Annotated in this window: 22 protein-coding genes and 1 riboswitch; of the genes, 17 read left to right on the top strand and 5 right to left on the bottom strand. The window is 26.0% G+C overall.

The features are described from left to right. Positions 1 to 93 precede the first annotated feature (93 nt). Positions 94 to 357 carry a 30S ribosomal protein S20 gene (gene rpsT / locus FJO69_RS02245; protein WP_140781411.1) on the bottom strand — a complete coding sequence of 88 codons (264 nt, stop codon included), beginning with the start codon at positions 355 to 357 and terminating at the stop codon, positions 94 to 96. A 128-nt stretch (positions 358 to 485) separates the two neighbouring features. Between rpsT and FJO69_RS02240 the strand changes: the two genes are divergently transcribed. From FJO69_RS02240 to FJO69_RS07360, 3 genes are all read left to right on the top strand, one after another. After that, positions 486 to 1,226, top strand: coding sequence for a M48 family metallopeptidase (locus FJO69_RS02240; RefSeq protein ID WP_140781409.1), 741 nt, complete (start codon positions 486 to 488; stop codon positions 1,224 to 1,226). Between the two features lie 9 nt (positions 1,227 to 1,235). Next, positions 1,236 to 1,913: a hypothetical protein gene (locus FJO69_RS07365; protein WP_140781407.1), complete on the top strand. Its 678-nt coding sequence runs from the start codon at positions 1,236 to 1,238 to the stop codon at positions 1,911 to 1,913. 235 nt (positions 1,914 to 2,148) lie between these two features. Continuing rightward, the gene (locus tag FJO69_RS07360; protein WP_140781405.1) at positions 2,149 to 2,874 is read left to right on the top strand and encodes a hypothetical protein; all 726 of its coding nucleotides are present in this window, start codon (positions 2,149 to 2,151) and stop codon (positions 2,872 to 2,874) included. Positions 2,875 to 2,969: 95 nt separating this feature from the next. Here the strand turns inward: FJO69_RS07360 and thrS are convergent, their stop codons facing one another. Together thrS and trpS are read right to left on the bottom strand one after the other, a co-directional pair. Next, the gene (thrS, locus tag FJO69_RS07355; RefSeq protein ID WP_140781403.1) at positions 2,970 to 4,709 is read right to left on the bottom strand and encodes a threonine--tRNA ligase; all 1,740 of its coding nucleotides are present in this window, start codon (positions 4,707 to 4,709) and stop codon (positions 2,970 to 2,972) included. After that, positions 4,709 to 5,704 carry a tryptophan--tRNA ligase gene (gene trpS, locus FJO69_RS02220; protein WP_140781401.1) on the bottom strand — a complete coding sequence of 332 codons (996 nt, stop codon included), beginning with the start codon at positions 5,702 to 5,704 and terminating at the stop codon, positions 4,709 to 4,711. Before trpS ends, thrS begins: the two co-directional genes overlap by 1 nt. Before the next feature lie 112 nt (positions 5,705 to 5,816). On the opposite strand from trpS, the gene FJO69_RS07350 reads away from it, so the two are divergent. Then, on the top strand, positions 5,817 to 6,182 hold the full coding sequence (locus FJO69_RS07350; RefSeq protein WP_140781399.1) for a PTS glucose transporter subunit IIB: 366 nt from the start codon (positions 5,817 to 5,819) through the stop codon (positions 6,180 to 6,182). Next, positions 6,182 to 10,408 carry a DEAD/DEAH box helicase gene (locus tag FJO69_RS07345; protein WP_140781397.1) on the top strand — a complete coding sequence of 1,409 codons (4,227 nt, stop codon included), beginning with the start codon at positions 6,182 to 6,184 and terminating at the stop codon, positions 10,406 to 10,408. The genes FJO69_RS07350 and FJO69_RS07345 overlap by 1 nt, the downstream gene beginning before the upstream one ends. Before the next feature lie 28 nt (positions 10,409 to 10,436). On the opposite strand, the gene def is transcribed toward FJO69_RS07345, so the two are convergent. Further along, positions 10,437 to 10,994, bottom strand: coding sequence for a peptide deformylase (gene def / locus FJO69_RS02205; protein WP_140781395.1), 558 nt, complete (start codon positions 10,992 to 10,994; stop codon positions 10,437 to 10,439). A gap of 59 nt (positions 10,995 to 11,053) precedes the next feature. Between def and FJO69_RS02200 the strand changes: the two genes are divergently transcribed. The 9 genes from FJO69_RS02200 to FJO69_RS07320 all read left to right on the top strand — a co-directional run bounded on the left by FJO69_RS02200 (position 11,054) and on the right by FJO69_RS07320 (position 16,817). After that, positions 11,054 to 11,551, top strand: coding sequence for a redoxin domain-containing protein (locus tag FJO69_RS02200; protein ID WP_140781393.1), 498 nt, complete (start codon positions 11,054 to 11,056; stop codon positions 11,549 to 11,551). A gap of 27 nt (positions 11,552 to 11,578) precedes the next feature. Then, entirely contained in the window at positions 11,579 to 12,883 is a 1,305-nt protein-coding gene (locus FJO69_RS07340) for a hemolysin family protein (RefSeq protein ID WP_140781391.1), read from the top strand. Between the two features lie 170 nt (positions 12,884 to 13,053). Continuing rightward, the gene (gene rpsF / locus FJO69_RS02190) at positions 13,054 to 13,461 is read left to right on the top strand and encodes a 30S ribosomal protein S6 (RefSeq protein ID WP_140781389.1); all 408 of its coding nucleotides are present in this window, start codon (positions 13,054 to 13,056) and stop codon (positions 13,459 to 13,461) included. 21 nt (positions 13,462 to 13,482) lie between these two features. After that, positions 13,483 to 13,959, top strand: a complete 477-nt coding sequence (locus FJO69_RS02185) for a single-stranded DNA-binding protein (RefSeq protein ID WP_140781387.1) — start codon at positions 13,483 to 13,485, stop codon at positions 13,957 to 13,959. An 11-nt stretch (positions 13,960 to 13,970) separates the two neighbouring features. Continuing rightward, entirely contained in the window at positions 13,971 to 14,261 is a 291-nt protein-coding gene (rpsR, locus tag FJO69_RS02180; RefSeq protein WP_140781385.1) for a 30S ribosomal protein S18, read from the top strand. A gap of 75 nt (positions 14,262 to 14,336) precedes the next feature. After that, the gene (locus FJO69_RS07335; RefSeq protein ID WP_140781383.1) at positions 14,337 to 14,690 is read left to right on the top strand and encodes a hypothetical protein; all 354 of its coding nucleotides are present in this window, start codon (positions 14,337 to 14,339) and stop codon (positions 14,688 to 14,690) included. A 12-nt stretch (positions 14,691 to 14,702) separates the two neighbouring features. Next, positions 14,703 to 15,068: a hypothetical protein gene (locus tag FJO69_RS07330; protein ID WP_140781381.1), complete on the top strand. Its 366-nt coding sequence runs from the start codon at positions 14,703 to 14,705 to the stop codon at positions 15,066 to 15,068. A 76-nt stretch (positions 15,069 to 15,144) separates the two neighbouring features. After that, positions 15,145 to 16,224, top strand: coding sequence for a restriction endonuclease subunit M (locus FJO69_RS07325; protein ID WP_140781379.1), 1,080 nt, complete (start codon positions 15,145 to 15,147; stop codon positions 16,222 to 16,224). Continuing rightward, positions 16,224 to 16,817: a hypothetical protein gene (locus tag FJO69_RS07320; RefSeq protein WP_140781377.1), complete on the top strand. Its 594-nt coding sequence runs from the start codon at positions 16,224 to 16,226 to the stop codon at positions 16,815 to 16,817. The genes FJO69_RS07325 and FJO69_RS07320 overlap by 1 nt, the downstream gene beginning before the upstream one ends. Before the next feature lie 24 nt (positions 16,818 to 16,841). Here the strand turns inward: FJO69_RS07320 and FJO69_RS07315 are convergent, their stop codons facing one another. Beyond that, the gene (locus tag FJO69_RS07315) at positions 16,842 to 17,537 is read right to left on the bottom strand and encodes an ECF transporter S component family protein (RefSeq protein WP_277872282.1); all 696 of its coding nucleotides are present in this window, start codon (positions 17,535 to 17,537) and stop codon (positions 16,842 to 16,844) included. 238 nt (positions 17,538 to 17,775) lie between these two features. On the opposite strand from FJO69_RS07315, the gene FJO69_RS02150 reads away from it, so the two are divergent. The 3 genes from FJO69_RS02150 to FJO69_RS07310 all read left to right on the top strand — a co-directional run. Continuing rightward, positions 17,776 to 18,993: a hypothetical protein gene (locus FJO69_RS02150; protein WP_140781373.1), complete on the top strand. Its 1,218-nt coding sequence runs from the start codon at positions 17,776 to 17,778 to the stop codon at positions 18,991 to 18,993. Positions 18,994 to 19,012: 19 nt separating this feature from the next. Further along, a riboswitch (TPP riboswitch) is annotated at positions 19,013 to 19,103 on the top strand. A 27-nt stretch (positions 19,104 to 19,130) separates the two neighbouring features. Then, entirely contained in the window at positions 19,131 to 20,288 is a 1,158-nt protein-coding gene (cypl, locus tag FJO69_RS02145; RefSeq protein WP_140781371.1) for an ABC transporter thiamine pyrophosphate-binding lipoprotein p37/Cypl, read from the top strand. A gap of 2 nt (positions 20,289 to 20,290) precedes the next feature. Then, on the top strand, positions 20,291 to 21,066 hold a 776-nt coding region (locus FJO69_RS07310; protein ID WP_498063504.1), incomplete at its 3' end, for an ABC transporter permease family protein.

Here is a 21,066-nt window from a genome sequence, read left to right as displayed (position 1 = left end):
AATTAAAAAAGCAGTTTTTATTTTATAAAAAAATAAAACCCAAATCTGTTTTGATTTGGGTAAATTAAGTTTTATAAAAATATTATTTTCAAATTATTTTTGGTTTTTAGCAATAAATGCATCTAAACGGCTAGCTTTTCTTGCTCCATTATTTGAGTGTAAAACACCTTTTGAAACAGCTTTGTCAATTTCGTGGTGTGCATTTGCAGCTAATTCAGCAGCTTTAGGATCTTGACTTTCAGCAGCTAATTTAGCTTTTTTAATAGCAGTTTTAACTCTTGATTTGATAGCAGAATTACGTGCGTTTGCTTTTTCGTTAGATAATATTGCTTTTTGTTTTGATTTAATGTTTGCCATTCTTTTGCCTTTCTTGCTTATAAATAATTAGCAATACAAATTTTATATTAAAAATGTGTTTTTGTTTAATTTTTCTTTATATTTTAGTTTAATAAATTTATATTTTAAGTTTTAATTAAAATATTAATATGAAAAATAAACAAATTAATTCCATAAATTATTATGCAACATACGAAAATGAACTAATTGTTGTCAAAGTTTATATTAAAAATATCAAAAACGCTTATATGAAATTAAGTAAAGCTCAATTTGAATTAACTTGCAACAGTCAGTTTTTTGCTTCTGCTGCTATGGAAAAATTTGTTAATCAAACTATTGAAAAATATTACACTAAGTTAAAAGCACAAAAAGAAGCCAAGAAAAAATTCCCTATCGATATCGAAAACAAGTTTTTTTATAGTTTAGGAAATAAATATGAATTTAAAATCGAAGACAATAAACTTTATTTTAAAAAAGAAAATTCAGATTTGTTTTTTTATTTTGGCAAAGTAAAAAAAGATATTGAAAATCAAATCAAAGACTATTGCTTTAATGAATTTAATTTATTAGTAAAAAAATACTTTGAGGAAGTTCAAGAAAAATTTATTAAATTGTTAGGGTTAAAATCTAAAAACATTAATTATAAAATTAAGAATGTTAAATCTTTTTGAGGAAGTGCTTATAACAAAAAAGATCTTATTTCGCTTTCATCTAATTTAATGTATTACAACCCGATTTGCTTATATTATATTTTGGTACATGAATTTAGTCATTTTTTACATCAAAATCATTCAAAAGAATTTTGAAATCTTGTAGCCCAAATTGTTCCAAATTATAAAGAAATCAAAAGATTTTTAAACACAAGAAATTATGAAGCTACTGATAATTAAGGAGAAGAAATGCTTGAAGAAATTAATAATGCCACAGAGCAAGTTAAAACCAATACCTCTAAACCCTATATTTTAGGAATTATTATTGGTTTAATTTCTCTGTTTGTTTTGCTATTAATATTTAGTCTATTAATTAAGAAAATAAACAGTAGAAATAAAGAAATTAAAGATAACTTGTCTAACTTTAAATCAGAAATAAAAGACGAACTTATTAGAACATCACATATTATCAGTAATTCTAACGTTATCAATGCTTTTAATTATTTTTATAAACCTAATAATTATAAATTTTCAACAGAATCGATGCTTTTAACAGGTAAAGCTTTATATTTGGTTCAACCGGTAGATATTGATTACGGCGAAGTTAATGGCGATGCTTTAAATTATGAATGAGAAAATATAACAGATAAAAAAACAGTTATAGTACCTAATCAAGTAACTTTGATAAATAAAAGTTGTAATAATTTAAATATGATACTTCCTAATGGTGTTCCTATAATAATGATCTTAGTGTTTAGAAATAAAATAATTTTAAATATTGATAACCTAGTAGATTATATTAGTTTGGTAAACCTAGAAAATTTAGCAGATAATATTATAAATATTGATAAAGAATTAGAGACAGAAATAGATTTTGAAACTAAAAATAAAATAGTAGAAAATATTAATAAATATCGATTAAAATAAAAATCATAAATCAATCAATGATACGAAGCAATTACTGATTCAGTAATACATTTCAATCACTGATTGATTTTTATTAATTTAAAAAAATAAAAAAATGTAATAAAAAAAGCAATTTTTATGCAGTATTTATATATAAAATATAACGTCAATATTTTTTGTGTTAAAATTTTGTTAGAAATTATTCAGATAAAAATACATTTCTAATTTTATTTTTTAAACCAAATAAGGAGAAAAAATGGCTGAAACCAAAAAACCAAGCACTTTACAAAGATTTTACATTTCAGAATTCTTTGATAAAGAAAGAAACGTTTCATTTAACTTAAAAAAAGCTAACGTTAAAAAATTAACAAACTTTTCAGAATTTGTTGATGCAGTTCAAGAATTTGTTAACATCGCCGAACAATCAAACAAAAAATCAAAATGTTGATTCCACCGTGACGGAGCATTTAGAGGATGTGTTGATGTCGATGGAGCACGTAGAATTTTAGGAATTTTCAAAGAAAACAAAGTTGAAAACAAAGATGCTATTGAATACCTAGAAAAAGAAAACTTAGTTGAAAAACCAGCTGCTAAGGCTAAAAAAGAAGTTAACTTAGACGAAGAAGCATTAAAAGTTGCTTTTGTTGTTGATAAAGCTGCTTCTAAAAAAGCAAACGAAGTTAAAAAAGAAGACATTCAAGCTATCTCAAAATACAAAGTTACAATTGAAAGCATTGTACCAAACGGATCAGAACTAGATGTTTACTACTTCATTAGCAATGGAGATAAAAGATCAGACGTCGTTATGTCTAAATTAGAAGGTTTTGGAACAGAATGCGCATGCGCACCAGTTGTTGAAACACCTGTAAGATACCACAACCACAGAAAAGACAGAACATTCTGAACATTATTATCACTTCTAGTTGTTCTAATCGTAATTAACATTATCTTAATTATTTTAAGAGCACAAGGAATTCTATAATAATTATTTAGAATTGAAAAGCCGGTTTAACCGGTTTTTTATTTAATTATTAATAAATAAAAAAACAGCAATTTTCAATTTTGCTGTTTCAAAAATTATTTTAAATTTCTTTTAAGTTCTGCTAATTTATTGTAAAACTCTTCTTTTGTATAGGTTGTTGTTCCTTCTTGTCCATATTCTCTTACGGCTAAGGTGTTATTTTCAACTTCATTTCTTCCAATTACAACAATAAATTTAGTTTTCATAATTTGAGCTTCACGAATTTTTTTATTAATTCTTTCGCTTCTTAAATCGACGTTAACGTTAATATCTGCGTCTAAAAACTCTTCGTATAATTGTTGACAATAATCATTTAAGTCATCACTAATAGGCATAATGGTTACTTGTCTTGGACTTAATCAATAAGGCATTACACCTTTCGTTTGTTCTAATAAGGTAGCGATAAATCTTTCATAAGTTCCAATTAAACCTCTATGAATTAAAACAGGTGTAATTTGTTGTTCGTTTTGATCAACAAATTTCATTTTAAATCTTTCAGGTAATAGAAAATCAAGTTGTAAAGTTGACATAGTAATAATTCTATTTAAAACTGTTCTAACTTGAAAATCGACTTTAGGACCATAAAATGCTGCTTCACCAATAAATTCTTTATATTCAATATTTAGTTCAGCTAAAACTTCTCTTAAATCGTTTTCGGCTTTATTTCACATTTCATCATTTGGGAAGAATTTTTCTTTGTCGTTAATATCTCTTAAAGATAATGAAACGTGATCAATTTCGATATTAAAATCTTTTAAAGCTTTTTTAATCATTTTATATAAATGTTTAAATTCTTCTTTAATTTGATCTGGTCTTACAAAGACGTGACCTTCAGTTAAATCCATTCCTCTTACCCGTTCTAATCCAGTTAGAGCTCCTGATTTTTCATAACGATATAATCTTGATTGTTCTGAATATCTAATAGGTAAATCTTTATAAGATCTTCTGGTTTGATTAAATAATTGAATATGATGTGGACAAGTCATTGGGCGAGCTACTAAAAGTTCATTATCCATGACAATAGGTTTAAACATAGTGTCTTGGTAGTGATCTCAGTGTCCAGAAATTTCGTATAATTTCTTTTCACCAAAATGAGGGGTTAAAACTTCTCTAAAGCCGAATTTTTTATCTAACTTTAATACATAATCACGAATAGCATTATGAATTTTCATTCCGTCTTCTAATCAAATTGGTAATCCTTGACCACATAATGGATTAAAAGTAAAAATGTTTAATTCTTTTCCAATTTTACGGTGATCTCTTTCTTTTCTTTCTTCTAATATAAATAGATATTTATCTAATTCTTCTTTTGTTTCTCAAGAAGTTCCATAAATTCTGGTTAACATTTTATTATTTGAATCGCCTCTTCAATAAGCACCGGCTAATGATAGTAATTTAAAATGTTTAATTTCTTTTGTATTTTCGATATGTCCGCCGGCGCAAAGATCGGTGAATAAAACTTCGCCAGTTTTAGAATGAACATATTGGAAGAAAGTTATTTCTTTGCCTTGAGCTTTAAATTCTTCATATAGTTCTTTTTTATATGGTTGATTGTCAAAACTATATTGATCAATGCCTACTTGTTTCATGACATAGCCTTGTTCTGCCATTTTTTTCATTGTTTTTTCTAGTTTTAATAAATCTGATTCTAATAAAGGGTTTTCAAATTCAAAATCATAGTAAAACCCTTCTTCAATTCCAGGTCCAATAGCTAATTTTGTATTAGGAAATAATTTTAATACAGCTGCTGCTAATAAGTGGCTAGTTGAGTGATTTAATTTTTGGTTTGCTTGCATTATTTTAAACCTATGCCTTTCATTAATTGTTCTAAGTTTTTAGAAGCAATCGCTTTTGCTTTTTGTGCTCCTATTTTTCTTTCTGATTCTACATTTTTAATTGCAATTTGATATTTGGCTTGAATATCGATTAAAAAGTTTTTAACAACGGTGGCGACTTCGATTTTTAACTCACCGTAATTTTTATCTTTAAATTTGTTTTCAGATTCTTGTAAAGAAATGTTTGTCATAGCTGAATATATAGTTAGTAAATTAGTAATTCCGGGTTTATCCTCAGAAATGTAGATCTTCCCTTCTGAATCAGTTACTGCTTTTAATATTTTTTTATAAGCAACCTCAGGATCGTCTAATAAATAAATTGATGATTTAGGATTAACGTCTGATTTAGACATTTTTTTAGTTGGCTCTGTCAATGACATTATTTTTGCCCCAACTTCTGGAATATAAGGTTCTGGAATTTTAAAATTAGTTTTGTATTTATTATTTAAACGTTGAGCTAAATTTCTTGTCAATTCAACGTGTTGTTTTTGGTCGATACCAACAGGAATAATATCGGCATTATATAAAAGAATATCTCCTACCATTAGCGTTGGGTACATTAAAAGACCCGTTGGAATTGTTTCCATACCATTGGCAGTTTTTACTTTTGAAGATTTATCTTTAAATTGTGTCATTCTTGATAATTCTCCAATAGACGTATTAGTTAGAATTAGTCAGTTCATCATTCCGTGTTCTAAAATATCTGATTGAAAAAACAAAGCTGTTTTATCAATATCAATTCCGCAAGCACGATATAGTGCAAAAATGTTATGACGATTTTTTTCAAGCTGTTGCGGATCAATAGGAAGAGTTAGAGCATGAAGATCAGCTATAAAAATATAATTGTCGTATTTTTCTTGTAAAGCAATCATATTTCTTATTGCTCCAATGTAATTTGCAAGAGTTAAATTACCGGTTGCTGTAATACCACTTAGCATAACTTTTTTGTCTGACATAATTCTCCTTTTTGGTCTTTAAATTCAATAAATAATTTTATTACATATTCAAATATATATTTTAAATATAATTATAATGTATTAAAAAATAAGCGAGTTTAAAGGAGAAAAAATGACTTCTAAACATAAGTTTTTATATGTATTTTTAATAATTATAACTTTCGGTTTAATTCTTATTTATTGAAAGAAAAAATATCGTCAATCAAGCAAAAAAGATAATTTAAGCACAACGACTAAAACTGCTTTTTCAATTGAAGAATTAATTGAAAAATTAGGTGGTAAAAACAATATTGAAACCGTTTTAGCTACACACAAAGTAATTAAAATCGGTTTAAAAGATAGAGAACAAGTAAATATTGAAGCTCTTAAAAAATTAGATGGTATTAGCGGTATGACTTTTCAATCTAAATCTATTTCTTTGGTAGTTGGCAATGTAGCCAAATATTTAGAAACCAAAATTAATGAGGAAATTAAATAATGGAAAACAACGACACAAGATACAAAACCTTGATGGCTAACCTGCAAAATATTGATAATGGAGATAGTTCACTATACACACCGATGGATAGTGAGAAATTTTTCGATGTTGTTAAACAATTTGGCGAATCTACTTACGAAAAAATTTATAACAACTTTGATTTTAGTGTAGTTTTAACAGACGAAAATCATAAGCAAATGACCCAAAAAGTTTCAGAAGCAAAAAATAAACATGAAATAATTGCGATTTATAAAGAATATGATAAAAGAATTGATGACAACGCAATTTTTAAAATGCTTTCGACTAATTTTGAAAAAGCTCAAAAAGCCTTAGTTAGTCAGCTTAATGCCGAATTACAAAAATCTATTTTAAAATGAAAAAAAATTATTAACGCCGCTCAAAATACAAACATCGAAACTAATATATGACCTCTTCACATTGGTTTTTTCTTTATATCAATTAAAACCGAAAAGAAATCTATTTTTGCGCCCTTATTTTTTAAAGAAGTTACAGTTGAAGTCAGAAACTCACTTGTATATTTACATTCAAACTCAGAAGTTAGAGTTAACTCAAAATTAATTACCTATCTTTCACAGGATGGTTTTATTATTAATGCCGATAATTATGATTTTAGTAATAAATCAATTAAACAAGTTTATGAATTTTTTAAACAAGAATGATCACCAATTTATAACATTCCTGAAACATTAAAAACTCCAATTCCGGATTTAACACAAAATAAAATTTTAAATACTTCAATTGAATTTCATCCAGGTATGGTTTTAGGTTTCTATTCAGTTTCATCGGGTTTTCTATGAAACGTGATGAAAAAAATTATTGATAATGATGAATTTGATTCAATTTTACAACCAAGTATTATCAAAACTAAATATCACGATAACGTTATTAAGAAAATTTTTGAAGATCAAATTAAATTATTTAAAGTTCAAAAAACTAATTACTCACAAGATTTAGCAACAATATCTTCTTTAATTCAAGATACCGTTGTTTGAGGTCCTCCTGGCACAGGTAAAAGTCAAACAATTACCAATCTAATTATTAATATTATCGCCAGAGGCAAAACAGCATTAGTTGTTTCTCAGAAAAAAGCAGCCTTAGACGTACTAAAAAATCGGCTAAAAAGTCTTTCTATTTTTTGTTTATTTGTTTTAAATGACAAAAATTTACATTCAGATTATTTCTATAAACCTTTACAAAAATTTATTTATGAATTAGAACATTTTAAAAATTCTAGAAACAACGAACCTATGCGAATTTTTACCGAACAAGATAAAAATTATGTAGACATTGTTAAAGAGCTTAAAAATTGACCTAATTTAAATAATCTATTACCATTTTATGCTGCTTTAAAAGGTAGAGATTTAAAAGAAGAAGATTACAACGCTTTAAAAACATTAGATCATAATCTTAAATTTGAATTTAATCAACCAATTTGAGATAAAAAAGAAATTAGAAAACATTTATATACTATTAATAACAATAAAAAACCAACAATTTTTTCAACCTATTCTAAACCAATGAAATTCGCTGCCGATCAATTAAGCTCACACAGCAATTTATTTAATATCGATATCGACGAAGCAGTTAAATATGTTGACGAAGTTGAATATGAAGATTATTTAAGTTTCGATAGTAAATTCAAACAATTAATTAAAGCTAAAACTATTGACATTAACGACGATCAAGTTTTAAAAGAAATGATCATGGCAATTATTGTTGAAAAGGTTAAAAACTTTAACGAAAAACAAATTAAACAATATACCGCTTTTGCTTCTAATATCCGTAATGGTATTATGAGACCTTATAAATTTATTCACAATAATATTGAGATGATTAAAATGCTATTTCCTATTATTGTAACTACACCTGAAATTGATCTTTCAATGTGAGATAAAGGCGAATTTGATTATGCAATTGTTGACGAATCTAGTCAGATATTTGTTGAAAAAGCTATTCCAATTTTATATTTAGCTAAAAGAAAAGTTTTAGCTGGCGATTCTCAACAAATGCAACCGACAAGATGATTTAGTGTTTCATACTCATACGATGAAGATGACGATTTTAGTGCGATGAAATCAATTTTAGAATACGCAAATTCTAGAGGAGTATATTCTGTTTTATTAGATAAAAATTATCGTTCTAAACAAGCTGCTTTAATGACTTTTAGTTCTAAACATTTTTATGAATCTAAATTAGATGTTATTGATGATTATGAATTAAGCATTAAAAATGAAAAAGCAATTGAAGTAGTACAAGTTGAAGGAACTTGAGATAACAGCATGAACGAAGCCGAAGGTTTAGCTGTTATTAAAATAGTTAAAGAAAAACTGCCAGTTTATAACAAAATAATTGTTTTAGTTTTTAACTCTAAACAACAAGACTATTTATTAAACTTTATTTTTGATGGCAGCAATATTGATCTTGAAGAAGCGATTGGTTCTGGTCGCTTAGTACTTAAAAATATTGAAAATATTCAAGGCGATGAAGCGGATCTTGTTATTATGTCGGTTGTTTATGACAAAAATACAACTTTATCACAAACTTATGTCGCAAGACAAGGTGGTAAAAATGCCTTAAACGTTGCCGTTTCAAGAGCAAGAGAAAAAATTATTGTTGTTAAGTCTATTTATGCTGCCGACGTTGAAATAAGCGAAAGATCAACTTCGGATATGATCTTATTTAAAGAATGATTAAAATTTTTAGACCTTTCCTTAATAGAACAAAAAAATTATTTAGATGATAAAAACAAAAATAAAGCCGAAATTAATTTAACTAAAACAATTTCTTTAAGTACTGATTTAGAACTTAATAAAGAAATTGGAGAAGCAATTGGTTCTTTATTACTAAATAAAAAAGATTTTGAAGTTATTACTAATTACTCAGTTGGAACTAAAAACATTGATATAGCTTTAGTTAATAAGTTAACTAATAAAATTGTGTCTGCTTTTATTATTGATAATTTTGATTATGAAAATAATTATGAAGAATATTTAGTTTTTGAAGACGGTGTTAAATTTATTAAGTCTAAAACTTATCCAATAAAAGTTGTTTCTAGATTAACCTGACCTATTCAAAAAGCAAATATTTTAAAAGAAATAAATGATAAATTAATTCAACAAGAAAAACATAACGAAGAATTAAGAGTTAATTTACAGCCAAAAGAAGAAGCAGTTATTGAAAACAACATAGTTGCTGAAAATTCTGAAATAGTTGTTTTAGAAGAAAAAGAAATTACAGAAGAAATTATTCCTTCAAAAGAACTATTAAAAGAAGAAGCTAAAACAGAAAATATTATTGAAAACAAACAAGAAGTTCAAGAAATTATAAGTAATTCAACCGTTGAAATTAGTGAAAACAACAACGAAAACACGGAAGACTTTGAGTTGTTTGAAGAAGATGAAAAAGTCGAAGAAGTAAAAGAATTAGCTTTAAAAAAATCACAAGAAATTGATAGTTTAAAATTTAATCAATCTGATTTAAATAATTTAGATGAAGTAGAAGAAGAAAGTGATTTTCTAAGACAAAATCAACAAGATGAAGAAAAAACTATTAGTGATTACATTGATCAAAAAGAGGAAGAAGATATTATTCAACCTATTTCTCCTGAATCTGATGTAATTGATACTTTTGACGAAGACGAACATGATCCAAGCAATTCACAAGAAGAGCAAGATTTAAAAGCAGAAGATCAAAAAAATATTGATTTAATTCATACTTTTGAAGGTAAAAAATACGTTGAAATGGAAGATGAAGACGACGAGGTTTTAGAGGATAATAGTATTGAAATAACTTATGATAATTTTGAAACTATTGAACTAACCAGGGAAGATTTAGTTTCTAATGATTTAGAAGAAAAAGAAGTTAAAGATTTAAGCTTAGAAACAATTTCATCTTCACAACCAGTTAACGAAGATATTGATTTTGTTGAAGATCAAAAAGAAGACGAAAACAATAAAGAAGATAGGATTACATTTTCTATGACGCAAGAGCTTCCTAATTACGATAAAAACAATTTAGAAGAAGTAAATAGTCAAACTAATGAAATCGATTTTTTTTCAGATTTTAATCAAGAATCAAAAGAAGAAAATGTTTTAACAAATGAAGATTTAGCGGAAGTAAAAGCCGAAGATCTTATTAAACAATATAATTTGAATTTAGAAGAGGAAGAAGAAACTACAGAATTCGACCTTGATGAATTAAAATAAAAAGCCGATTTAAATAATTCGGCTTTTTCTATAACAATTTTGATTTAGGAATTTCTTTTCAAGGGTCTTTTTTATTAATATGATCAATAAATAATTTGCCTTGTAAGTGATCATATTCGTGTTGCATTACAATAGCAGGATATCCAGAAACGTCATATACTTTTTCTTTTCTTTCATAGTATGAATAAGCTTTGACAATTACTCTACTATAACGATAAATATAACCTTCTTGACCCGGATCTTTTTCGTTAACGCTTAAACATCCTTCGCCTTCGCTTAAAGCTATTTTGGTTTCTGAATGACCGATCATAACAGGATTTATTAAAGCATCTTTAAAAATATAATTACCTTTTTCATCTTGAATCATTATGTAAAAAATGTTCTTAAGAATTCCATATTGTACTGCAGCAACTCCAACAGCTGGTCTAAATTTAGTTAATGGTTTTTGACTGTCATCGACGTGAAAAATCATTTTTTCGATTAATTCTTCGTCCTCTTTGGTTAAAGGTACTGGTACGTCAAGTGATTTATTTCTTAAAACTTTTTCAGGTAATTCAACTAGTTTTACGTCTTCAAATTTAAACATAATAAATATTATAATCAAAATAGTTTAAAATATATAGCACATTAAATTAAGGAGATGTAATGAGTAAAGTTAAATTTGGTAATAATGAACTAAATCTATTAGGTAAAGAAATTAAATTAGGAGATAATGTTGAAATTAAAGCTTGCTCTGCTGGTTCTTTTCAACCTGAAATTTTAGATTTAAAAGGCAAATATACAGTTATTGCAACTTATCCTTCAGCTGATACATCAATTTGCGATATGCAAATTATTAATATGGCTAAATTATCAGCTAAATATTTAAATTTTAATTTTATTGGTTTATCAATGGATTTACCTTCAGCTTTAAAAAACTATAAAAGTTGTCATTCATTAGAAAATATGAAATTGTATTCAGATTATCAGGATAAGCAAAATAGTTTAAATTTAGGTGTTTTAATTGAACGTGTTAATTTATCAGCAAGAGCTATGTTTGTTTTAGATAAAAATTCAAAATTAATTTATAAACAAGTTAATGAAATGATCTCAAATCAAGTTGATTTTGAAAAATTAGAACAATTTTTAACTACTTTAATATAATATAAAAGAATTTATTTATGGAGATATATGGAAGAATCGCTCAGTTATCAGTTAAATAATGCTACAAGTGCAACTACAAATCAATCATCAACATTATCATGACAATACATTTTATACGCCGCTTTATTACTTCTACTAATTATATTTAGTGGAATATTTTCCGCTACAGAAACGGCTTATACCACTCTTTCAAAAGCTAAAATTGAAACTTTGGTTGATAAAAAAGTTAAAGGTTATAAAATTATCGAAAAACAGCATAATTTCTTTAATAGAACTCTCGGTACGATTTTAATAGCTAATAATTTGGTTAATATTGCGGCTTCAACTTTATTAGTTTATATTCTTTCACTTTCGATGATGCCAACCGGCACGGCAACTATTATTTCAACTTTTGTAATGACGCCAGTTATCGTTATACTTGCTGAAATTGTTCCTAAACTTTTAGCTAAATCATATCCCGAAAGAACTGTTAGATCCTTTTGTTGATTTATTGAAGCTTTATATTGAATTTTCTTTCCTATTACTTATCCTATTTCTAAAATAGGTAAAAAGATTTATATAACTAATACCGAAGAAGATGTAAAAAGTTTAATAAACATCGCCCAAGACGAAGGCGTTTTAGAAATTAACGAATCAGTAATGGCACAAAACGTTTTAGACCTTGATTCAACGAAGGTTTCTCAACATTATATTAAATTAAAAGATGTTGATTTTGTTTCTTCAAAAGCAACAATGGTTGAAACCTTAGATTTATTTAGACAAACAAATTATTCTCGTATTCCCGTTGAAAAAGATGGAGACTTTATTGGGATATTACATCTTAAAGATATTTTCTTTTTAAAACGTGGCAACATTATGAATTATGTCAAATCAGTACCAAAAGTATCTGCTAATTCAATCTTGTCAGTTGCCTTAGAAAAAATGAGAAAAGCCAGAGCTCAAATGGCGTTTGTAATTGAAAATAATAACAGTGATAAAGTTATTGGTATTCTTACCATGGAAGATATTTTAGAAGAAGTTGTCGGCGAAATTTATGATGAATATGACAACGACGAGCAAATTTATGAAATTAGTTTAGAACGTTGTGAAGCCAAAGGGACAGTGTTAATGAAAACACTATGAAAACAACTAGAAATAGATGAATATCTTGACATTGAATTAAAAGATGAAGATAAGAATTTAAATCTTTCAAAATGATTAGAAAAACAAGTCGGTCATAAACTAAGACAAAACACTAAATATGAATATTTAGAAAAAATTTATTTTAGAGTTTTATCTACTAAAAATAAAGACCAAAAATACGATTACATTGAAGTTGATTGAAGTCAGTAAAATGATTTCAATCATTTTTTATGCTTTATTTTGACATTTTATTAGTAATACTAATAATTATGCTTTTAATAAAGTCATTATTAGTTTATAATAGTAGGCGTTAAAGTATTTTTAACAAAGGGTGAGACTCCTTGGCTAATTTAGCCCAAATGTCCAGAAGGAGAAGAATAATGTCACAATATGAAATTATGATTCTAGTTAACCCTCAAACAACCGACGAAGAATTCAAAGGAATTCTATTTAGTGTTTTAGACGAAAAAGCCACTAAGGTTGAAAAATTAGAAAGAACAGAATTAGCTTACCCAATTAACAAGCTAAAAAGAGCTTCTTACTACTTAGTTAATGCAAAAATTGCTCCTGAAGCAATCGCTGAATTAACTAGAAAACTTAACATCGATAAAAGAGTTCTAAGAAACTTAATTATTAACTTAGACTCAGAAAAAGGTCTAAACGTAGTTAAAAAACCTAGAAGAACTTTTAACAAACGTCCATTTGTTAAAAGAGATAATACTCAAAGATCAGAAGGTCCAAGAAGCGAAAGAGCTCCAAAACCAAGAAAATTAGAAAAAGCTGAATAGTTTTTTCTTTAAGGAGGAAATATGAATAAAGTTATTTTAGTTGGACGTATCGTAAGAGCACCTTACAAAAGTGCAACTCAATCAGGATTAGAAATTTCTAGATTTGAAATCGCCGTGGATAGAAATTACCGTAACGCAAACAATGAAAATATTACGGATTTTATTCCATGTGTAGCTTTCGGAACTAATGCAACTTTTATTAACAAATATTTATATAAAGGTTCATTAATCTCTGTTGAAGGATCATTCCAATCTAATCGAACAGGATTTGGTAATGATGGACGTTCTGCGATCTCATATAGCGTGAACGTTGAAAGAGTACAAGGTTTAGAAAGTAAAGAATTATCTGAAAAAAGAAGACAAAATCAACAAACCGAATTCAGTATTTCCCAAGAAGAAACTAAATCACAAGTTAAAGAGGTTGCCGAAGAACAGCCTTCACCAGAAGATATAGAAGTTGAAGAAGACGACTTTTTTAACTGAGACATTAGCAAATAAGGAATTTATTTATGGCAAGAGTAGTTCGTAAAAAATTATTCGCTCGTAAAAGACCATGTCAATTTTGTTTAAGTGACAAACCAGTTACTTACATTGACTATAAAAACGAAGAAGTATTATCAAGGTTAGTTAACTTACAAGGTAAAATTCTTTCATCAAGAATTACCGGAACTTGTGCAAAACACCAAAGAGCAGTAGCATTAGCTATTAAAAGAGCTCGTTTTGTAGCAATCCTACCTTACATTGGACCAGTTAAAAAAGAAAAAGATGTTAAAAAAGAAGTTTCAGTTCAAAATAACTAGAAACAAGTTATATTAAAAGCTAGCAACGGCTAGCTTTTTTGTTTCTTTTAAATAAATTTTTATAAAATTTAAACTATGAAAAATATTAAAAAGAAAACTTTAGTTAATGTTTTACTTTTATTTAACGTTCTAACGGTTTTAACTGCTATTATTACACTGATTTTATATGTAGCTGGAATTTCTAAAGAAGCCATTAGTTATGCATTATGAATTTTATTATCATTTTATATACTAGGGTTATTAGTAAATATCTTAGGAACCACTTATGCTTATAGCTTAAAATATAATAAAGCATTTTGATATTTGCTAATTGGTATTATTATTCCACTGTTAGCTATTATTGGAGCGATATCTTTAGGTTTGGCAGTTGATAATCAATTAATTAAAAATAATAAGATGTCTAAAAATGAAAAATCAGTTAATTTATAAAAAGGAGTAAAGATGAAAAAAAGAATATTTGTTGTTTCAATTATTGAAATAATTATTGGTGCTTTATATTTATTAGCTTTTGGTTTATTAATAGCTTCTGTGGTTGCTTATTTAAATAGTATGCAACAATTAGAAGATGGTAAAAGAGTAGCTAGCGATGCGGCAAGTACCTTTTTAGTAGCTGCAACTATTTATTTCGCAATAATGCTTTTATTAGCTTTAATTATTGGTATTTGAGCGGCTGCTTTTGATTGAAAAGTAAAATATAAAACCGGTTTAATTTTAAGCTCAGCAGGAGCGTTCACATTAAAATCATTGTTAATTTTAGGAGCTATTTTTCAACTAGTTCATATTAGAAAAAATAATTTTATTGATTAAAAAGACATTGTAATAAAAACAATGTTTTTATTTTGCCCAATCAGATAAAATATTAAGTATTATTAAAGGTAAAATTATGCTTATTAATTACGATAAAAAAGAAGTTTTTAAATTACTAAAAAAAGAATTTCTAAATAAAAAATATTCCTTAAAAGATATCTGCCTAGAATTAAATATTCATTTAGGCACAATCAAAAGATGAATAGAACTAGAAGAAGTTCCGCCACAATACTTTATTGATTTAAACAAATTGACTAATTTTAAATATCGATTAAATGTCAATAAGGAAGAACATTTTAAAATCTATGATCAATTTTTTACCAATCATGAAACAGCTAAGCTATTAATAAGCAAAACTTTGGATTTTATTGCTAACAATTATGATTTAAATTTAGATGATTATACCTTTATTGATCCGTGTGCAGGCGATGGAAGTTTTTATAAAAACTTTCCTAAACAATATAAAAAAATTGGTTTAGACATTGATCCTAAAATTAAAGAAATTAAAAAACAAGATTTCTTAGATTTTAAACCAAAAACAAACAAAAATATAATCATAAGTAATCCACCTTTTGGTCTAAGAGGTCAAAAGGCCCTTAAATTTATTAATCATTCTGCCAAATTTTGCGATTTTGTTTGTTTTATTCTTCCGCCGTTATTTAATTCAAATGGAAAAGGCAGTCCGATGTTAAGAGTTGACAAACAATTATCATTAGTTGCAGAATTTGATGTAAAAAATGATTTTTATTATCCTGATTCTAAACCAGTTGAAGTCAATTCAATTTTTCAAATATGAACAAAATTAAAAAGCGATAAGGTTATTCCATTTAAGATAGAAAATAAAAGAAGCGAATGAATTAAAGTATATGCCTTATCTAATGGTAAGAAACCTTCACAAAAACGTAATGTAAAAATGATTGAAAATTGTGATTTTTATTTACCTTCTACTTGTTTCGAAGGGATGCAAATTTATGATAGTTTTTATAAATTACCTAATAAAAGAGGTTATGGAGTTGTTATTCTTAAAGATAAAAACAAGATATTAAAAGTAGCAAAAGAAATAGACTGAGAAAAAGTTAGTTTTAAATCAACCAATGGAGCAGTTAATTTAAGAACTCAGCTTATTATTAATGCTATTGAAGAAAAGGTTAAATAATGCTCACTTCTATTAAAAATCATTTAATTTATTTAATTGAGGAAGAATTAAAAACAAGTTTTTGAAGTCCAGCTGATGCTTATTATAAAATGAAACTTCTATCAATAGATCAAAGAGGCAGAATTGGTGAACATTTTTTAAGAGATGTATTTACTGAATTAAATATGAATGTTGAATATATTGAAAACGGTCATGGAGATTTTGATTTGATTGTTAATGGCAATAAAATTGAAGTCAAAACTGCAACTTTAGATAAATTCAATAAATTTCAACATGAAGGTATTAAGAATAGTAAAGATTGAGACGCCGTTGCGTTTGTTGATATTATACCTAACGACTTATATTTGACTTTAATTCCTCATAAAGATTTTAATTTTGATATTTTTTATACTAATAAATCAGGTAAACCGGCACGAAGAGGAACTGTTAAAATTAATGATAAAATTCAAAATATTCATTTTAGAGGCAAAGACAATATTGACGGTAATGCAACTGGAGCTGGTTATAAAGTAGATTTTTCTATCAAAGATTTAAAAATAACTAAAACCATTAAAGATATTGAAAATATTTACTATCAAGTTTTTAACAAATAAATCAAAAACCGCAGCTTGCGGTTTTTAATATGTATGAAGTTTATTGGTATAAAAGTTAATTTTTTTTCTAATTAAAATAATAACTGGATATATAGCAAAAATAAAAATACTATAAGCTGGAATTTCAATTAAACTTTTAAAAATAATAGGTACCATAATATAGAAAAAATTAGGATGATATGGTCAATTACCGTTTCTAAAACGATTATAGTAATTAATAAAGGCAAAAGGTCCTCAGAATCATCTTGTAATTATTAAAATTGTTAAAACAGTAATAATAATTCCAAATAAAAGAGTAACAGATCACCTACGTTTAAAGTTACGAGTTTTAATGTTAATAATAAATAAAATTGAGCTAGTAATAAAAACCATTAGTAAACCAGTTATCCCAATACCTAAGGCTAGATCTACTGGTCATTTTTTCTTTCTGCTTTTTGAAAATTCGTTCATCGGTATTTCATTTTTATATTTAACTAAAATAAAAATGAAAACTGCAAATACAATCATTAATAAAACAAATCCCGATATTCATATATCTTTTTGTTTTTTATTTAGTAATCTTATAAATCAGCCACTAATAAATCCAATAACCATCGGAATAATGGCGTATTCAATCATCCATTGCCCAATACCATGAATCAACTGGTTAATAGTATCACATAAAATTCCTAAAAAAGCTGCTCTTCAAGGACCTAAGGCTAAACCAAAAATAATAAACACAGCGTAAGTAATAGAAATATTAGCGGCACCTCGAAATACTCTTTTTTCTAAAAAAGCCGCTATTAAATAAATAGTTAGTAATATACCGTATAAAGCTATTTCATAAATTGTTAATTTATAACTTTTTAGCTTGATTTGTCTTTTTAAATTATTTACAAAGAAATCAAATACCTACTTTCATTTAAATTATTAATTAATTATATAAAAGATTAATTTGTTAAGTTATAAAATTTTTGTTATGAAAAAAAATAAATTATTTATGTTAGCAGCACCATTAGCTGCTGTTATCCCTGCAATTACAGTTTCATGTAATGATACTAAAAAAGAAGAATTAGAAGCTAAGGTAAAATTACTTTCAAATACATTTGAACAAATAAATGCTAATTTAGAAAAAGCAGATTTAAATGAAACAAGTAAAAAAGATTTAAAAGAACACATTGTTAAAGGTAAAAACCTAATTAAAGAAGTTAAAAACCTTGAAGATATTAATAATTTAAGTGATAGTTTTATTAACTATTACATTCAAACTTTATTAAAAGACGACAAAAACAATTTAATGCAATTGTTTTCATTTATTAGTAATGCATTTAAATTGTCTCAATACTTTAACACTAATTTAAATGAATTTTATAAAGCAAACGAAAACGTAATTAATGAAATAAAAAATAATTATGAAAATTTACACAATTTTAAAAATTTATCTAAATTACTTTTAAACGATAATGAACTTTATCAAAGCATTAATTCTAGTGTTAAAAATTTATATGAAAATGTAATTAAAAGCGATTACTTTGAAGTTTATGGTTATCAAAATCAATACAACGGTATTTTTAATTTAGATTTAAATTTTTCTAATTCGTTTTTAAAAGATACTTTTGAAAAAGATGGCGAAAAATATATTAATGTAGAAATTAAATTTTTATATGATTTAAAAACCGAAACATTGCAAAAAAAGGTTTTAGACCTTAATGCAAATGATAATGTATCTTCAATTTTTAGTTTTAACAAAAAAATGTCAGAGGAAGACGACAAGCAAATTTATACAAATAGATTGGAAAAGGATTTAAAAGTAGCTTTATTAAACAGTGACACCTTGTTATATGATGAATATAAACCATTATTACAAGCAAATGAAAAAGCAAACACAGATGAAGTTTATTTAGATCATTTTTATAATGAAGATAACTTTAAAAATAATTTTTTAGTAAATCTAATTAATGTTCCAATGTTTAGTTTTATTTTATATGAAACCAAACAAGTTGCCTTAGTTTATAAATTATCATTTAAATTAGACGGCAACAAATTTAGTAAAGGTCAATCATTAGTTATTGCTAATAATTCGATTATAAATCCAGAAATTTTACAAAAAACTAACCAATTAAATTTAAATAATTTATTTGTTTCAATCGATAAAGATCAACTTAATTCTTATGTCGAAGAATTTAATTTAAAATAGAATAATTTATAATATTAATATAAAAGAACAGGGGTGCCTTAAAGGCTGAGATATACCCTCATTAGCTGATCTGGTTAATACCAGCGTAGTGAGTTTCTCGTTTTTTAGCATCCTCTTTTAAGAAAGAGGATTTTTATATGTTTAAATCAAAAATATTTTTAACTTTAACAAGTTTAATACCGGTAAGTTTTTTACCAGTTATTATTTCTTGTCAACAAAACGAAAAAGAAATTACTTTTGCAGTTAATAAGCCATGATACGGTGATACAAAAGCAGACTTTTTTAATAAAGTTATTGAAAACTTTAATAGTTCAATTGATAATGACAAAGATAAATTAGAACTTAAAAAAGTTAATTACTTATTGGAAAATATTGACACGGCAAATAACTTAATAAAAGGAGCTTCTAATATAGCCACTTTAACAAGTTTGATGTTTAACCAAAATAGTTCTAATTTAGTTCCGATAGTTCAAACTATGACTAAGGCTTTTAAATTTGATAAAGATATTAATGTCTATTATAAAAACGGATTGCAAGAAGATGGTTTAAGGAAAATAGCCAATAAAGTTCAAGAAATGTTTGATATAAAACCATACATCGAATGAAATAATGAGCAAATGCAATGAAATGGATCAATATATCAATATTTTTATGATGAAAATAATGAATTAGTTGATTTTTATCGAGGAATAATTATGCTTCAAGGTAATCAAGAAACTATTGATCAAATTAAAAAAGCGTGAGATGAAAAAGATTGAAATACTTTTAGAAATTTTGGGATAGTAATCGGCAAACAAGATAGTGCTTCTAAATATATTTTGCCAGAGCTGCTTTTTAAAAAACATTTTAATTTAGCCAATAATAAATTTAATGGCTTTAAATTAGATCAAATTGAAAATAGCTCTAAATATATAACTGGTAAACCACGAGATATTGGACGCGGAGCTTTAAGTAAATTTCATATTGTGTTTGATGATTTAGGTTCTTTTGCTTACACTAAAAATTATCGTAAACAAGGAGATCAAATAATTATTAATAATTACTATACGCCCGAGGATAAAGATGCTAAAATTCATTTCCTAACTGCAACCGAACCAATGAAATACAATGTTTTTGCCACTCTTAAAAGCTTTAATCAAAATAGTAGAATAAAACTAGCCAATAGTATTGTTAATGTTTGAAGAAACGGCCAAGATGATTATGGTTATAGAGTTGGTTTTAATGGTTATAAAGTAATTCAAAACCCCGATGAAGAAGTTATAAAACCTTATTTAAAATTATTTGAAATTAATTAGTAATGGAAAAAGTAAAACTTAATAATAATTTTTGAAAAGAAGGTTTTGAATACAATCAAATAAAAAAACACAAACCTTTTTTATTTAGATGAAAGGTTTTGTTTTATCTTTTTTTAATTGGGCTTGTAATAACCGGATTAATAATAGTTAATTTTTCAATAACGACTAGTGGTGTTAATTTATTTTTTAAAAATTTAAAAGATTTTTTTAGTCCTAAATTATATGTTTCTGAATATGGCAACATTAATATGTTTTCTATATCATTTAGGTTTTTATGATATAGCATTAAAGTCATATTTTTAGGTACAACAATAGGAATATTATTTGCCTTTATAACGGCTTATTTTTCTAACTATCAAATGAATAATAAATATGTGGTTATTATTTTTAAAGCTTTAATTATCTTTTTAAGATTATTTCCTGAATTATTTTTTATCTATTTTTTTACAATGTCATTTGATAAAAGTTTAGCTATTAATTTAATTTTTATTTGATTTACGTGGTTATGAATGCATGAATACTTATCACAATCAATTGAAAATTGCAATTTTACTATTTTTTATCATTTAATTAAAATTCAAAAATCTAAATTTAAAGCTTTTAGACAAGAAATTTGGCCTCAATTTAGAATTAAATTTTTTAATTACAGTTTTTATGCTTTTGAATCTAATATAAGATGATCAGCTATTTTATCTACTTTAGGATTTGGTGGTATAGGTAGTTTAATTAATCCTGCTTCTTTAACTAATTATTTTAATCAAATCTTGATTCCATTAAC

It is taken from the genome of [Mycoplasma] falconis (genome assembly GCF_006385795.1).
Lineage (GTDB): Bacteria > Bacillota_I > Bacilli_A > Mycoplasmatales > Metamycoplasmataceae > Metamycoplasma > Metamycoplasma falconis.
The sequence above is the reverse complement of the archived record's forward strand: the minus strand, read 5'-3'. Positions and strand labels throughout refer to the sequence as shown.